We start from the raw sequence: 15,093 nt of genomic DNA on the forward strand, positions 1-15,093 counted from the left end.
GTACCGCCCGCTCAGCCGCCCGCCAGCCGGTCGAGGACGGCGCTCATCACCGCCACGGTCTCCGACCAGCGCGGCAGCGCGCGGCCCGCCTCCGCCGCCCCGGCGGCGAGGCGCGCGCGCGCGGCGTCGTCCCCGAGCAGCGCGCGCAGCGCCCCGGCGAAGGCCGCCGGGTCGTCCGGCGCGACGAGCCGGCCGGCGGCGGCGGGCACCGTCTCGGGCACCGCGCCCGCGCGGCAGGCGACGACCGGCAGGCCGTGCGCCAGCGCCTCGGCGAAGGCCATGCCGTAGCCCTCGTAGCGCGAGGCGAGCGCGAAGAGCGTGGCGCCCCCGTAGAGCCGGGCGAGCTCCGCCCCGGACACCCGGCCCGCGAAGCGCGCGCGCCCGCCGAGGCCGAGCGCGCCCAGCAGCGCGTCGAGCTCGGCGGCATGCGCCGGGTCGTGATCGCCGCCCACCACCACCGCCTGCCAGTCGAGATCGCCGATCCGCGCGAGCGCCTGCAGCAGCACGTCGTGCCCCTTGCGCGGGTGGCGGATACCCACCGACAGGATCAGCGGCGGCGCGACCGGCGCGGGCGCGGCGCCGGGCCGATCCACGCCCGGCAGCGCCGTCGAGAGGCGCGCGGGCGGCACGGCGTAGTCGCGCACCAGCACCTCCGCCGTGTGCGGGCTGTTGACCACCACGTGATCGGCCAGCGCCAGATTGTCGCGCTCCCGCTCGAACAGGAGCCGCCGCCGCGCCTCCGACAGCCCGGCCTCCAGCGCGAGCGGGTGGTGGATCATCGCCACCACCGGCGCCGCGACCCGGCCGAGGCCCGCCGTCTCCACCGCGCCGAAGACGAGTCCGTCGACGATCAGCGGCACGTCGCGCGGCACGGCGGCCATCTGCGCCACCGCGTCGGCCATCTCGGCCGGGGTCGGGTCGGGAAAGCCCGCGCCGAGGCGCAGATGCGCCACCTCCCGCCCCTCGGCGCGCAGCCCCTCGAGCAGCCGGCGCTCGTAGATGAACCCGCCCGTCAGCGTGGCGATGTCCCCCGGAATGGCGAAGGCGGCGGGCGCGCGGGTCATCGCCGCTGCTCCCCGGCGTAGCGGGCGAGCACCCGCGCCTCCGCCGCCGCCACCAGCGCGTGGCCCGCCACGGTAGCGAGCGCGACGACGACCACCGCGCTCCAGAGCATCGCGTAGTCCGAGAGCGAGGCCGAGATCGCCATCAGCGCGCCGACGCCCCGCCCGGTCGCCAGCCACTCGACCACCGTCACCGCGAGGATCGCCGCCGGCAGCGACATCCGCGCCGCGGCGAAGAAGGCCGGCAGCATCGCGGGAAGCTGCGCGTGGACGAGCCGCCGCAGCGGGCCGGCCGCGTAGCTCTCGAAAACGTCGAGCACCTGCCCCGGCGCCCGCGCGAGGCCGTGGAGCGCCGCCACGAAGACCGGAAAGAAGATCATCACCGCGACGAGCGCGATGGTCCCCGCCGCGCCGCGCCCCATCAGCAGGACGACGAGCGGCGCGGTGGTCACGATCGGCACGGCGCGCAGCGCCACCGCCACCGGCATCGCCACCGCCGCCGCCCCCGGCGCGAGCGTCAGCGCCACGGCGAGCGCAGCGCCCGCCGCGAGCCCGGCGAGGTAGCCCGGCACGGCGAGCGCCAGCGTGTCGGCCAGCGCGCCGAAGAGCTCCGCCCGGTGCGCCGCCGCGCCCGGATCGGTGACGAGGAAGGCCCAGACGTCGCCCGGCCGCTTGGCGAAGAAGGCGTTCAGACCGAAGGCCTCCATCGCGCCCCACCAGAGCGCGAGCGCCACGCCCCCGGCGAGCGCCGCCTGCCCCAGCGCCGCGCCCGGCCGCGCGCCGCCGCCCGCCCCCGGCGGCGCGAGCAGCACCGGCGGCGGCTCCCTGAGGAGGCGGCGGCCCGCGGCCCCGATCGCCGCGTAGACCGCGATCGAAACCAGCGCGGCGACCGTGGCGAGCGCCCAGGTCGCCTCCACGTCGAGGGCGCGCAGCGCCCGGATGGTGAGCACGCCCATGCCCCGCTCGGCGCCCGTGAACTCCCCCACCATCGCGCCGAGAAAGGCCGCCGGCGCCGCGATCTGCAGCCCGGCGACGAGATAGGGCGCCGCCGCGAAGAGCCGGACGTGCAGGATCTCGGCCCAGCGCCCGCGCCCGTAGCTCGCCACCACGTCGAACCACGCCGCCGGCGCGGCGCGCAGCCCGACGAGGAGCGGCACGAAGGTCGTGTAATAGACCGCGAGCGCGGCGAGCGTGACCTGCGGCCCCGGCCCCGGGCCGTAGAGCACCCGCAGGATCGGCCCCGTCGCCACGAGCGGCAGGCAGAACACCAGAAGCGCGAGCGCCGCGATCAGCCGCTCCGCCCGCGGCCAGGCCACCGCGCAGAGCGCCAGCGCCACCGCCGCGAGGTTGCCGAGCGCGAAGCCCGCCGCGGCCTCCGCCCCCGTCACGGCGAGCGCGCGCGCCATGAGCGCGCCGTTCTCGCCGAGCCAGAGCGCCACCGCCATCGGCCCGGCGAGCAGCACCTCCGCCCCCGGCAGCCGCGCGAGTGCCTCCCAAACGACGAGAAGGCCCGCCACCCCGGCCAAGGGCGCGCCCGGCAACGCGCGCCGGGCCGGGGCGGCCGCCGCCTCCGCCGCGCTCATTGCGCGGCGAGCCCCGTCTGCCCGCCCTCCGCCGCGCCGCGGGCGAGCGCGGCCGAGACCCGCTCGGCGAGTTCCGCGAAGGCGACCGTGAGCTCCACCCCCTCGGGCCGCGGCCGGTCGAGCGTCACGGGAATGTCGGCCACCACCCGCGCGGGCCGGGGCGAAAGGACCAGCACCCGGTCCGCGATCAGCACCGCCTCGGTCACCGAATGGGTCACGAAGAGCGTCGTCGTGCCCCGCGCCTCCCAGAGGCGGGGCAGGTCGTGGGCGAGCTGGCGGCGGGTGAGTTCGTCCACCGCGCCGAAGGGCTCGTCGAGCAGCAGAAGCTCCGGCTCGGTGACGAGGCAGCGCGCGATCGCCGCGCGCTGGCGCATGCCCCCCGACAGCGCGCCGGGCCGCGTCCCGGCGAAGCCCTCGAGCCCCACGAGCGCGAGCAGCCGGTCGATCGTCCCCGCCGCCGCGCGGCGCCGGGCGAGCGTCAGCGCCAGCGCCACGTTCCCGCGCACCGTGCGCCACGGCAGGAGCGAGGGGTCCTGAAAGCTCACGGCGAGCCCGGCGCGGGCGCGCACCTCGGCCGGCGTCTCGTCCCCGATGGCGACGCTCCCCGCGCTCGGCGTCTCGAGCCCGGCGATCATGCGCAGCAGCGTGGACTTGCCGCAGCCCGAGGGGCCGACGAGCGCCGTCGTCGCCCCGGCCGCGAACTCGCGCGTGAAGGGCGCGACCACCTCGAGCCCGCCGCCCGCGGCGGGAAAGCGCTTCGCCAGCCCGGCGCAGGATATCCCCGGCGGCCCGGGCTCAGCCGGCATGGACCTCCTCGAGGATAGAACGGTCCCAGAGATCGGGCGAGACGTCGTGGCCGAGCACCGCGAGCGTCTCGATCGTCTCCTCCACCGTGGCCGCCGAGAACCAGCCGAAGCCGCGCGCCTCGGTCAGCTCGGAGAACATGAGCGGCACCTGCCGCTCGGCCTGCATCCGCTGCGCGCGCGGGTCGAGGTTGGCGTCGGGGTGCATCTCGAGCGTGGTCGCCACCGCCGCGTCGAGATCGGCGCGATAGGCCGCCCAGCCGCGCGTCTCCCCGCGCATGAGGCCGACGAGCTCCGCGCGGCGGGTGCGGAGGCTTTCGTCCGTGGCGATGTAGGTCTGCGACTGAAGCGCGTAGCCGTGATCGGCCATCAGCATCGTCACGCTCTCGACCCCCTGCACCGCCATCGCCACCGGCAGGTCCGTCGCCCAGCAGAGGAGGCAGTCGACCTCTCCGGCGAGGAGCGGCGCGGCAGAATACTGCGTCGGCACGATCTCGATGCGGTCGATGTCCACGCCGTTCAGCGTGCAGAGCGCCTCGAGCACCGGCATGTTGGCGAGCGCCATGCCGATGCGCTTGCCCGGCAGGTCCTGCGGCCTCTCGACCGGGTTTTCCGGCAGGGAGGCGACGGCGAAGGGGTTTTTCTGCATCGCCACGCCGATGATGCGGAAGGGCGCGCCCTGCGCCACCGCGGCGGCCGTATAATCCGCCGCCGAGACGCCCACGAGCGCGCGGCCCGAGACGACCGGCGGCTCCACCGGCGCGTTCGGCCCGCCGGGCGCGAGGGTGACGTCGAGCCCGTCCTCGGCCCAGTAGCCGCGCGCCTGCGCGATGTAGGAGCCCGCGAACTGCACCGAGTGCAGCCACGACAGCTGCAGCGTCGCCGGCGTCGCCGCGCGCGCCCCGGCGCCCAGCATCCCCGCCGCCGCCGCGCCGCCCGTGAGGGCGAGCGCGCCGCGCCGCGTCAAGTGTGTTCGTCCGTTGCGCATGCGTCACCTCCTCGCGCCGCGATCAAGCCTAGAGCCTCCCGCACGGCGATCAAGCCGCAGTCTCACCGCCCGGCCCCGCGCGCGGGCGCGCCGCTCGAATAGGCGGCGAGAAAGCGGTCGCGGAAGCTCTCCATCCCCGCCACCGGCGCCTCCGCGCCGGGCAGGAGCCCCGGCGTCCAGCCCCAGCGCGCCGCCCGCGCCACGAGCGCGGGCGGCCCGATCAGATGCGCGGGCACCGCGCGGCTGTCGGTGCGCGCGACGAAGCCCGCCGGCGGGTGGTCGCCGAGGATCAGCATGAGCGGCGCCTCCGGCCCCGCCCGCCGCGCCGCCCAGCCCATCGCCGCGCGCAGGCTGTAGTCCACCGCCTTGCGGTATTGCGCGCGGATGCGGTCCGGGTCGCGCCAGACGACCTCCGGCGGATCGCCCGCGTTCGCCCAGCGGGCGTAGGCCGCGCCCTCGTCCGCGCGCGGCCACGGCACGAGCTCCGGAACCGGCACCCACGGCGCGTGCGAGGAGATGAGCGCGATCTGCGCGAACCACGGCCCGCCGTCATCGAAAAGCGCCTCCGCCCGCGCGAGCGTGAACTGGTCGGGCATCGTCACCCAGTTGAAGGGCGGCCCGTCGTAGCCGAGCGCGGCGGCGTCGTGGACGGTCTCGAAGCCCATGCGCGGCCCCTCGGGCCAGGCGAGGGTGATCGCCGGCATCACCGCGGCCGTGCGGAACCCCGCCTCGCCCGCGATGTGCCAGAGCGTGCGCCGCCCGCTCGTCGCCGCGGCCGAGTGCCGCGTCTGATCCGTGACCGACAGCCCCGAGGCGAGCGTCATGTGCGAGAGCCAGCTGCGGCCGCCCGCCGTCGGCGCCCGGAGCCAGCCGGAGCGCATGGCGAGCCCGCGCGCGCGCAGGTCCGCCTCCACCTCGGCGAGCGTCGCGCGGTGCGTCGGCGCGTAGAGCGGATGCTCGAGGCTCGAGCGGCCGTAGCTTTCCACGAAGACGACGAAGACGTCGCGCCCGATCCGGTCCAGCAGTCCTTCGCGCCCGGCGTAGGGATCCTCCGCCGCCGCGGCGGCGAAGGCTTCGAGATCGGCGCGCGCGGCGGCGGTTCGGATCACGGTCTCGGCGGCGACGCGGGCAGTGAAGGCCGCGCCCGGCGGCTCCGCCGGCAGCCGCAAGCGCCCCAGCGACTGCCCCGCCTCGGCCACCGCGACGGCGGCGGCGAGCATGGCAGCCCCGCCCGCGGCGAGCGGCCAGCGTCCCGGCAGGCGCACCGCCGCCCAGCGCCCCGTCGCCCACCAGAGCGCCGCCGCGAGCCCCATCAGCGCGGCGGCGAGGCCGAGAACCCCCGCCGCGGCGAGCGCCGGGCCCACTGCCCCGGCGGCGAGGCGCCAGCCCGCCACGGCGAGCGGCCAGTCCACCAGCGGATTGACCCCGCGCGCGAAGGCCGCGTGGCTCGCCAGATCGGCGAGCTTCAGCGCGGCGAGCAGCGTGAGCGCGAGGGCGACCGCGCCGCGGAACGCCCGCGTGGCCCGCGCCGCCGCGGGCAGCGCGACGAGCGCGGCGAGGAGCGCGGGCAGCTCCAGCGGCAAGAGCCCCAGCGCGGCCCAGGTGAGCGCCGCCGGATGGTTCGGCTGCACGAGCACGAGATGCAACAGCCCCGCGGCCACCGCGAGGCCCAGAGCCTGCGCGAGGCGCGCCCTCACCGCCGCCGCCGCGCGCGCCACAGCGCCCGGATGTCGATCGCGAAGGAGCCGGCGACGAGCGCCGCCGCGCCGAGACCCGCGAGCGTCGCCGCCCGCCCCTCCACCGGCGGCGCGAGGAGCGCCGTCAGAACGGCGATCTGGACGACGCAGATCGCCTTGCGCCGGGTCCGCTCCGGCAGCGGCGCGGCGAGCCACGGCGCGACCGCCCCGGCGGCGAGGAAGAGATAGCGCGCCGCGCCGAGGATCGCCGCCTCCGCCGGGCCGATCTTGCCCGCGGCGACGGCCGCCCCCGCGAGCACCAGCGCGACGAGCGCATCCGTCTCCACGTCGAAGCGCGCGCCGAAGCCCGAGACGAGCCCGCGCCGCCGGGCGAGCCAGCCGTCCACCCCGTCGAGCGCGAGCGTGGCCGCGGCGAGCGCCGTGAGCCCCCAGGCCTGCGCCGGCGTCGGCCCCGTGAGAAGCGCCGCGGCGAGAAAGAGCGCGCCGGTCGCGCGCAGATGCGTGACCGCGTTGCAGAGCCCGAGCGCGCGATGCGGATAGCCCCGCGCGAGGCCCGCGCCCGCCGCCGCGCTGACGCCGAGATGCGCGGCGAGCGCGCCGATCCAGACCGGCGCCGGCACCGCGCCGGGCCAGAGCGCGAGCGCACCCGCCAGCAAAGCGAACCACCCCGCCGCGACCGCCGCGAACTGCGCCGCCGCCGGCGCCTCCGCCGCGCGGGCCGCCACGAGTGCGTCGGTGCCGGGCTGCGTCATCTCGCCTCCGTCGAAACAGGTCCAGAGGATAGCGCCGCGCCGCCGGGATCAAGCCGCGCGCCCGCGGCTCGATTGATCGCGGCGCCCGCCGTGCTACCCTATTCTGTATCACTAGAGGGCGCGATGACCGGATACCGCACGCCGGCCCGACTGTTCCACTGGATCGTGGCGCTTCTGGTGCTGGCGACCATCCCGGCCGGGCAGATCATGATTCAGGACGGCCTCTCCCGGTCGGTGCAGAACGCGCTCTTCATCTTCCACAAGAACGTGGGCGTGGTGATCCTGCTCGTCGTGCTCGCGCGGCTCGCCTACCGGCAGGTCGTGCCGCCCCCGCCCCTGCCGCTCTCGGTGCCCGAGTGGCAGCGCCGCGTCGCGGGCCTCACCCATGCCGCGCTCTACGGGCTCCTGATCTTCATGGCCGTGACCGGCTACCTGCGCGTCCGCGCCGGCGGCTTCCCGATCGAGGCGCTCGACGCGCTCGGCCTGCCGACGTTCGTGCCCCGGTCGGAGGCGCTGGAGGCATGGGCGAAGGCGGCGCACTGGTGGGGGCGCATCGCGCTCGTCGCGGTGATCGCGCTGCACGTCGCCGCCGCCGCGTGGCACGGTCTGGTGCGCCGCGACGGCGTGATGGCGCGCATCTGGCCGCCGGTCGCGCGGTGATCCCGCCGCCGGGGAAGGAGCGCCGATGACCACGCCGACGGCCCCGAGCCTCGCCCGCCCCGTCGGCGCGCGTCTGCGCGTGCCGGCCGGGGCGCGCCACCGGATGCGCCGGGCCGGGGTCGCGGCGCTGACCCTCGCGCTGGCCGCGCCGCTTATCGCCGGGCTCGCCCGCGACGTGGGCGCGGGGCCGGCGGGCTGGCTCGCCACGGGGCTCTTCGCGGTCAACACGCTCTGGGTCGCCTTCGGCGGCGCGACCGCGCTTCTCGGCGCGGCGGCGGCGGCCCCGGCGCGCCGGCCGGAGGCCCCGGCGCCGCGCGGCGGGCGCGTCGCGATCCTCTGGCTGCTCTGCGACGAGGACCCGGCGCCGCTCGCGCGGGCGGCCGCGCGGCTCCGCGCCGATCTCGACCGCACGGCACTCGGGCCGCGGGCGGATATCTTCGTCCTCTCCGACAGCGCGGCGGAGCGGGAGGCCGCCGAACGACGCGCGCTCGCGCCCCTCCTCGCGGCGGGGCGGGTGCACTATCGCCGCCGCGCCGAACGGCGCGGGCGCAAGCCCGGCAACATCGCCGACTGGGCGCGCGCCCATGGCGCCGATTACGAACAGATGGCCGTGCTCGACGCCGACAGCCGCATGAGCGCCGCGCGCCTCGGCGCGCTCGTCGCGCGCCTCGACCACGCGCCGGAGGTGGGGCTCGTGCAGGCGGGCATGCGCCTCCTGCCGGGGCGCAGCCGTCTCGGCCGCGCGCTACGGCTCTCGGGCCGGCTCGGCGGGCCGGTGGCGACGGCGGGTCTCGCCGCATGGTCGGGGCCGGCGGGCAACTACTGGGGCCACAACGCGGTGATCCGCATGGCGGCCTACCGCGCCGCGCGCCGCCTGCCGCGCCTGCCGGGGCGCGCGCCGCTCGGGGGCGCGCTGCTGAGCCACGATTTCGTCGAGGCGGCGCTCATCCGCCGCGCCGGCTGGGCGGTGGAGATCGCCCCCGAGAGCCGCGGCAGTCATGAGGACGCGCCGCAGACGCTGGCCGCCTTCCATCGGCGCGACCGGCGCTGGTGCCAAGGGAACCTGCAGCACGCGCGGCTTCTCGCCCTGCCCGGCCTCGACGCGGCGAGCCGGGTGCACCTCGCTTCCGGCGTGATGAGCTACCTCGCCGCGCCGGTCTGGCTGGCGCTCGTCGCACTCTTCGCGAGCGGCGCGGCGCCCGCGCCGGGGCTCTGGGCGGTGGGCGGCGTGCTCGCCCTGCTCGCGGTGCCCAAGGCGGCGGCGCTCGCGCCGTGGCTCGTCCGCGCGCGGCGCGGGCGCGCCCGGCGGGTGGCGCTGAGGGCCGCGGCGGCGGAGGCCGCGCTCTCCACCCTGATCGCGCCGCTCCTCCTCGTGCGCCAGACGGGCGCGGTGCTCGCCGTGCTCTCGCGCCGCGACTGCGGCTGGAAGGGCCCGGCGCGGGCGGGCCCGGCGTTGCCCGCGGGCGCGCCGGAGGCCGCGAGCGGCGCGGCGCTCGCCGCGCTCGCGCTCGGTGCGGGCGGCGTGGCGGCCTGGTGGCTCGCGCCGCTCGTCCTGCCGCTGCTGGCGGCGCCGGCGCTCCTGCGCTGGCTGGAGGCGGCGTGAGGGGGCGGCGGACGCACCGGCAGCACGCTGGCGCCGCGACCGGCACACGCGTCGCGGTCGCGGGGCGCCATGGGGCGGCGAACGGGCGACAGCTTGCGGTGCACCGGAGAACCAGGCGGTCGCGCGTCCCGGTAACGGGCACGCCCGGCTGGCGCGCGACTGCGACGAAGGCCACCGCAGCGTCCGCAAGGCGACTCGGTCAGCGCGTGACGGGCCAAGGGGCAGCCAGCGCCCCGCGCCGTTGGACGACGCGCCCGCGCCGCCGTCAGGTGCCCCGTAGCATCGGGCGCCCGAGCGTCGGAGGGCCGCAGGCGACCGCCCGTCTCCCGGCCTGGGCGGGCGGCCTTGCGATCGCGGCTGGCGGCGCGAAGAGTCTCGCGTCACGGATGTCGCGCGCGGCGTGCTTCGCGCGCGGGGCAGTGCCCGCCCGGCGCCCGGCCGGGCGGGGGTCCTCTGCAGGCTCCGCAAGCGGGCTCGCGTCACGCATGGCGCGCGCCACATGGACCGCGCGGGGCTCAGCGATGCCGAGCGCACGACAGGACGCCCCGGTGCGCCGCGGTCACGCCCACGGCTCCGTGTGTCGCGGCCCGAACCCCGCGGTCTCGCGCGACGGGGCGATGCCATGATCGGCCGGCGTGGCTTTCTCGCCGCGAGTGCGGCGGCGTTCGTCGTGCCGCGCGGGGGCGGCGCGGCGGAGGGCTCGCTCCTCGCCGCCGCGCGGCGGCGGGCGGAGCGGCCCTTCGCGGACGAACCGCCGCCGCTGCCGCCGCCCTTCGCCGGGCTCGACTACGACGCCTACCGCGCGGTCCGGCCCAAGCCCGGCGCGGCGGCGCATCTGCCGCTCGGGCCGGGCTATGCCTTCGACCTGCTGCCGCCGGGTTTCTACCACGACACGCCGGTGACGGTGGAGGTGGCCGGGCCGAACGGCCTGCGCCCCCTGCCCTTCTCGCCCGCGCTCTTCGATTTCGCGCCGCGCTACTTCCCCGGCCCGATCCCGGCCGAGGCGCCGGGGGCGGGCTTTTCCGGCCTGCGCCTGCGCCATCCGCTGAACGCGCCGGACGTGATGGACGAGGTGCTCGTCCTGCAGGGGGCGAGCTACTTCCGCGCGGTGGCGGCGGGCACGGTCTATGGGCTCTCGGCGCGGGCGGTGGCGCTCGGCACCGGGGGGCCGGCGCCGGAGGAGTTCCCGGCGATCCGGCGCCTGCGCCTGACGCCCGCGACGGCCGACCGCCCGCCGCGGATCGAGGCGCTGATCGACAGCCCCTCGCTCGCCGCGCATCTCAGCCTGACGCCCATGCCGGGGGCCGAGACGGTGACGCGCTGCGCGCTCACGCTCTTCCCGCGCCGGCGGCTCGACGCGGCGGGGATCGCGCCGCTCACCTCGATGTTTCTCAAGGGGCCGATGCAGGGCGCGGTGGCCGATGACTTCCGCCCGCGCGTGCACGACAGCGCCGCGCTCCGGATCGACAACGGCGCGGGCGAGACGCTCTGGCGTCCGCTCGCCAATCCGGCGCGGGTCGAGACCTCGGCCTTCCTCGACCGGGACCCGCGCGGCTTCGGCCTGATCCAGCGCCCGCGCGCCTTCGAGGGGTTCGAGGACGCCGAGGCCGCCTATCACCGGCGCCCCACGGCCTTGGTCCGGCCGCGGGGCGACTGGGGCGCGGGCGCGGTCACGCTCGTCGAGATCCCCACGGCGGACGAGTTCATGGACAACATCGTCGCCTTCTGGCGGCCCGAGGCGCCGCTCGCGCCAGGGCGGGGGCACCGCTTCGCCTATGACATCACGTGGTCGGCCGGGGCGCCGCCGCGCGACGGCCGCGTCGCCCTGCGCGACAGCCGGAGCGGGCGCGTCCACGACCGCCCCGGCGCGCGGCAGGTCGTCGTGGATTTCGCCACGACCGACACCGCGCTCCTCCCCGATCTCTCGGTCACGGGCGCCGGGGTCGCGGCCGAGGGGCTCGCCGCCTATCCGCTGCCCGGCGGGCGGGGGCTGCGCGTGGGGTTTCAGCTGATCCCCGGCGCGGCGGATGTGGCGGAGCTGCGCCTTCTCCTGCGCGACGCTGAGGGCCGCGCGGCGAGCGACGTCTGGCTCTGGCGCTGGACGCGGGCGCGCGACGGCGGCGTCTGAGGGCCGCGTCGGCCCGCCGCGCTGTGCCGCGCGGGCCGAGGCCTTATGTCTATCCCCGACCGCATGACAGAAAGCGCCCACCGATGTCCCGACCGCCCCGCTCCCGCGCCCTGCCCGTCCCCGCGAGCCGCCTGTCCCGCCTGACCGGCTTCGGCGGCGTCATGGGCACCATGGCCGGCGGCATCGCCTCGGGCGGGCTGCGCGCGCTCGCCCGCGGCGAGCGGCCGGACATGCGCGCGCTCCTGCTGACGCCCGCGAACGCGACGCGGCTCGCCGACGAGCTCGCGCGGATGCGCGGCGCGGCGATGAAGGTGGGCCAGCTCGTCTCGATGGACGCGGGCGAGATCCTGCCGCGCGAGATCGCCGACCCCCTCGCGCGGCTCCGCTCGGAGGCGCACCACATGCCGCCCAAGCAGCTTCGCGCGGTGCTCGACGCGGAATGGGGCGCGGGCTGGCAGCGCCGCTTCGCGGGCTTCGAGGTGCGCCCGATCGCCGCCGCCTCCATCGGGCAGGTGCACCGCGCGCGGCTGCCGGACGGCCGGCCGCTCGCCATCAAGGTGCAGTATCCGGGCGTGCGGCGCAGCATCGACAGCGACGTCGCCAACCTCGGCACGATCATCCGCATGTCGGGCGTGGTGCCGAAGGGCGTGGACCTCGACCCGCTGCTCGAGGCCGCGCGGGTGCAGCTCCACGAGGAGGCCGACTGCCGCGCCGAGGGCGCGCGCATGACCGCCTACGCCGAGATGCTCGGGGAGGATCCCGCCTTCACCGTGCCGGGCGTGCACGCGGATCTGACGACGGACAACGTGCTCGTCATGGACTACGCCGAGAGCGCGCCGCTCGAGACGCTGGAGCACGCGCCGCAAGAGACGCGCGACCGGGTGGTGACGCGGCTCCTCGGCCTGACGCTGGCCGAGCTCTTCGCCTTCCGCGTGATGCAGACGGACCCGAACCTCGCCAACTACCGCCACGACGCGGCGACGGGGCGGATCGTGCTTCTGGATTTCGGCGCGGTGCGCGACATCCCCGACTGGCTCTCGGACGGGTTCCGCCGCATCCTCGCCGCCGGGCGCGCGGGCGACCGCGCCACGCTCGAGGCGGCGGCGCTCGATCTCGGCTACCTGCCGCCGGACATGACCGCGGCGCAGCGGGGCGAGCTCGTGGACCTGATGGAGCTCTCGCTCGAGCCCCTGCGCCGCGGCGGGGTCTTCGACTTCGGCGCCTCGGACATGGCGCGGCGCGTGACGGAGGCGGGCGAGGCGCTCTCGCGCCGGCAGGAGGCGACGCATGTGCCGCCCGTCGACGCGCTCTTCGTGCAGCGCAAGATGGGGGGGATGTACCTGATGGCGACGCGGCTCGCGGCGCGGGTGGACCTCGACCGCCTGATGGACGACGCGCTGGCGGCGCGGCCGGGCGCGGCCTGAGCGGCGCACGCCCGGCGCCGCGCGCGCGCCGGCCGCGCGGCGGGAAGGGGGCGCGCGCCCCCTTCCCGCTTGCCCTCGCCGGCGATCCGTCCGATCACCGTCAGAGGCTCAGGAGGACCGGATGAGCGACCAGGACGACCCCCGCCCCTTCCCCGATCCGGCGCAGCTGCCGGAGGTGCCGCCGGACACGCTCGGCCTCGACGCCGAGGAGATGCGCCGCCTCGGTCACAAGGTCGTGGACATGGTGGTCGACCGCGCCATGGCGCGCGGGCAGGAGCCGGCGATCCGGACGGGCGACGCGGCGGATCTGCGCGACCGCCTCGGCGGCCCCCTGCCGGAGGCGCCGGGCGACCCGGACGCCGCGCTGGAGCTCATGGCCGAGGTCGCGCTCGCGCACCAGCAGCACGGCGACCACCCGCGCTACTTCGCCCGCGTGCCCGGCCCCGCCGCCTTCGCGGCGATCCTCGGCGAGTGGATGGGCACCGGCTTCAACACCATCTGCGCGAGCTGGGGCGGCGCCTCGGGCCCGGCGACGGTGGAGCTCGTCGCGCTCGGCTGGCTCTCCGAGATGCTGGGCCTGCCCGCCGGGACCGAGGGCGTGCTGCTCTCGGGCGGGTCGATGGGCAATCTCACCGGCTTCGCCGTGGCGCGCGCGGAGATGGGGCCGGGCGTGGCCTATCTCACCGACCAGACGCATGCCTCGCTGCCGCGCAACCTCCGCGCGCTCGGCTTCGCCGGGGACGAGATCGCGCGGCTGCCCGCCGACGCGCGCTGGCGCATGTCGGCCGAGACGCTGCGCGCCGCCATTTCCCGCGACCGCGCCGCCGGGCGGCGGCCGATGATGGTGGTCGCCACGGCCGGCGCGACCAACACCGGCGCCGTCGATCCCCTGCCCGAGATCGCGGATATCTGCGCGTCCGAGGGGCTCTGGCTCCACGTCGACGGCGCCTACGGCGCGCCGGCCGCGATCACCGAAGAGGGGCGCGCGGCGCTCGCCGGCCTCGACCGCGCGGACAGCCTCGCGCTCGACCCGCACAAGTGGCTCTTTCAGCCCTACGATCTGGGCGTCTGCCTCGTCACGCGGCCGGGCGCGCTGGAGCGGTCGTTCGCGATCCACCCGGAATACCTGCGCGACGTGCGCGAGGGAGCGGGAGAGGTCAATTTCGGCGACCGCAGCCTCGAGCTGTCGCGGCGCTCGCGCGCGCTCAAGCTCTGGATGTCGCTGCGCACCTACGGCGCGGCGCGGTTCCGGCAGGCCGTGCGCGACGGGATCGCATGCGCCGAGACGGCCGAGGCGATGCTGCGCGCCGCGCCGGAGACCTGGGAGGTGGTGACGCCGGCGCAGCTCGGCATCGTCTGCTTCGCGGGCCGCGGCGCGGACGCGGCGGCGCACGAGGCCGCCGCCCGCGCGCTCGCCGAAAGCGGCTACGCCTGCGTGACCACCACGTCGCTCGGCGGGCGGAGCGTGCTGCGGCTCTGCACGATCAACCCGCTGACGACCGAGGACGACCTGCGCGGCACGCTCGACCGCCTCGCCGCGGCGCTTGCGGCCCCGCCGGCCGGCTGACCCGGAGGACCGCGCGCCGCACCGCCCGGGGATCGCGTCCGCGGCCCGCGGGCGCCGAGGCGCGACGCATGCCACGGCGACCGGTCGGTGGGGCCTGTTCCTGGCGCGAGCGCGCATGGCCGGCCTCCCGCGCTGACCCCGCATGCGCCACGCGCGCCCGAGACGCCCCGCCGCGACCGCGCGCCCCGCGCCCGGACGCGACGCCCCGACGTCGGCGCCGCGCGACAATGCGCCGCTGCGCGCCACGCGCCCTGCCCTACCGCGCGCGCAGCGCGCCCATCCAGAGGCGCGGCGCCGCGGCATCCCCATGCGCCGAGCGTCGGCGCGATGCCCGACGTGCGCAGCTCATGCGTAGCGCACAGCGCATGTCTACGCGGCCATGGCAAACAAGCTTTGCGCCTGAGCACCCGTTTCGCCAAGCGTGACCGGCACATGCGGGCAGACGGGCGCAGGCGGCTGCAAGCTCTTGGTGCCCAAGGTGAGATTCGAACTCACACGGCCAAAGGCCGGGGGATTTTGAATCCCCTGCGTCTACCGTTCCGCCACTTGGGCCCGGGGCGACGCTACCCCTGTCGGGCCGGTCCGTCCAGAGGGCGCGATCCGGGCGCGCGCTCGAGGCGTCTGGCGCGGGCCGTCGGGCGCTGACCGGGCCATTGCGTTCCCGGCGCGCGGGTGCCATGGTCTCCGCTACGCAACAGGGGCGTCCGCCGCGCGCGGGCTGAGAAGCACCCTCGAACCTGACCCGGATCATGCCGGCGGAGGAAGTTGCGCGGACGGTGCCCTCGTGCGGGTGACGTGCGCCGTGCCTCCGCCCGAAAGGAGGCACC

The 15,093-nt window shown here is 77.3% G+C and carries 11 protein-coding genes, 1 tRNA gene and 1 riboswitch; of the genes, 5 read left to right on the forward strand and 7 right to left on the reverse strand.

Going from position 1 to position 15,093, the window contains the following annotated elements; genetic code table 11:
* Positions 1-11 precede the first annotated feature (11 nt).
* The 6 genes from DRV84_RS08225 to DRV84_RS08250 form a co-directional block, all read right to left on the reverse strand.
* Positions 12-1,064 carry a glycosyltransferase gene (locus DRV84_RS08225; protein ID WP_115979407.1) on the reverse strand — a complete coding sequence of 351 codons (1,053 nt, stop codon included), beginning with the start codon at positions 1,062-1,064 and terminating at the stop codon, positions 12-14.
* Complete coding sequence (locus DRV84_RS08230) at positions 1,061-2,644, reverse strand: ABC transporter permease (RefSeq protein WP_115979408.1); 1,584 nt, start codon at positions 2,642-2,644, stop codon at positions 1,061-1,063. Before DRV84_RS08230 ends, DRV84_RS08225 begins: the two co-directional genes overlap by 4 nt.
* Entirely contained in the window at positions 2,641-3,450 is an 810-nt protein-coding gene (locus DRV84_RS08235; protein WP_115979409.1) for an ABC transporter ATP-binding protein, read from the reverse strand. Before DRV84_RS08235 ends, DRV84_RS08230 begins: the two co-directional genes overlap by 4 nt.
* Positions 3,440-4,435, reverse strand: coding sequence for an ABC transporter substrate-binding protein (locus DRV84_RS08240; RefSeq protein ID WP_115979410.1), 996 nt, complete (start codon positions 4,433-4,435; stop codon positions 3,440-3,442). Before DRV84_RS08240 ends, DRV84_RS08235 begins: the two co-directional genes overlap by 11 nt.
* A 62-nt stretch (positions 4,436-4,497) precedes the next feature.
* Positions 4,498-6,132, reverse strand: a complete 1,635-nt coding sequence (locus DRV84_RS08245; protein ID WP_115979443.1) for an alkaline phosphatase family protein — start codon at positions 6,130-6,132, stop codon at positions 4,498-4,500.
* Positions 6,129-6,884, reverse strand: coding sequence for a CDP-alcohol phosphatidyltransferase family protein (locus DRV84_RS08250; protein WP_115979411.1), 756 nt, complete (start codon positions 6,882-6,884; stop codon positions 6,129-6,131). Before DRV84_RS08250 ends, DRV84_RS08245 begins: the two co-directional genes overlap by 4 nt.
* Positions 6,885-7,007: 123 nt before the next feature.
* Here DRV84_RS08250 and DRV84_RS08255 point away from each other — a divergent pair, with 123 nt between their 5' ends.
* The 5 genes from DRV84_RS08255 to DRV84_RS08275 all read left to right on the forward strand — a co-directional run bounded on the left by DRV84_RS08255 (position 7,008) and on the right by DRV84_RS08275 (position 14,266).
* Entirely contained in the window at positions 7,008-7,544 is a 537-nt protein-coding gene (locus tag DRV84_RS08255) for a cytochrome b (protein ID WP_115979412.1), read from the forward strand.
* 25 nt (positions 7,545-7,569) lie between these two features.
* Entirely contained in the window at positions 7,570-9,147 is a 1,578-nt protein-coding gene (gene mdoH / locus DRV84_RS08260; RefSeq protein WP_115979413.1) for a glucans biosynthesis glucosyltransferase MdoH, read from the forward strand.
* A 622-nt stretch (positions 9,148-9,769) separates the two neighbouring features.
* Positions 9,770-11,275 carry a glucan biosynthesis protein gene (locus tag DRV84_RS08265; RefSeq protein ID WP_115979414.1) on the forward strand — a complete coding sequence of 502 codons (1,506 nt, stop codon included), beginning with the start codon at positions 9,770-9,772 and terminating at the stop codon, positions 11,273-11,275.
* 83 nt (positions 11,276-11,358) lie between these two features.
* Positions 11,359-12,699 carry an ABC1 kinase family protein gene (locus DRV84_RS08270; protein ID WP_115979415.1) on the forward strand — a complete coding sequence of 447 codons (1,341 nt, stop codon included), beginning with the start codon at positions 11,359-11,361 and terminating at the stop codon, positions 12,697-12,699.
* Positions 12,700-12,820: 121 nt separating this feature from the next.
* A complete protein-coding gene (locus DRV84_RS08275) occupies positions 12,821-14,266 on the forward strand; it encodes a pyridoxal phosphate-dependent decarboxylase family protein (protein WP_115979416.1) in 1,446 nt (481 codons plus the stop codon).
* Between the two features lie 467 nt (positions 14,267-14,733).
* Here DRV84_RS08275 and DRV84_RS08280 read toward each other — a convergent pair.
* A tRNA-Leu gene (locus tag DRV84_RS08280) sits at positions 14,734-14,818 on the reverse strand.
* 134 nt (positions 14,819-14,952) lie between these two features.
* Positions 14,953-15,047, forward strand: a riboswitch (TPP riboswitch).
* The last annotated feature ends 46 nt before the right edge of the window (positions 15,048-15,093 follow it).

The organism is Rhodosalinus sediminis, from assembly GCF_003385555.1.
Taxonomy (GTDB): Bacteria; Pseudomonadota; Alphaproteobacteria; order Rhodobacterales; family Rhodobacteraceae; genus Rhodosalinus; species Rhodosalinus sediminis.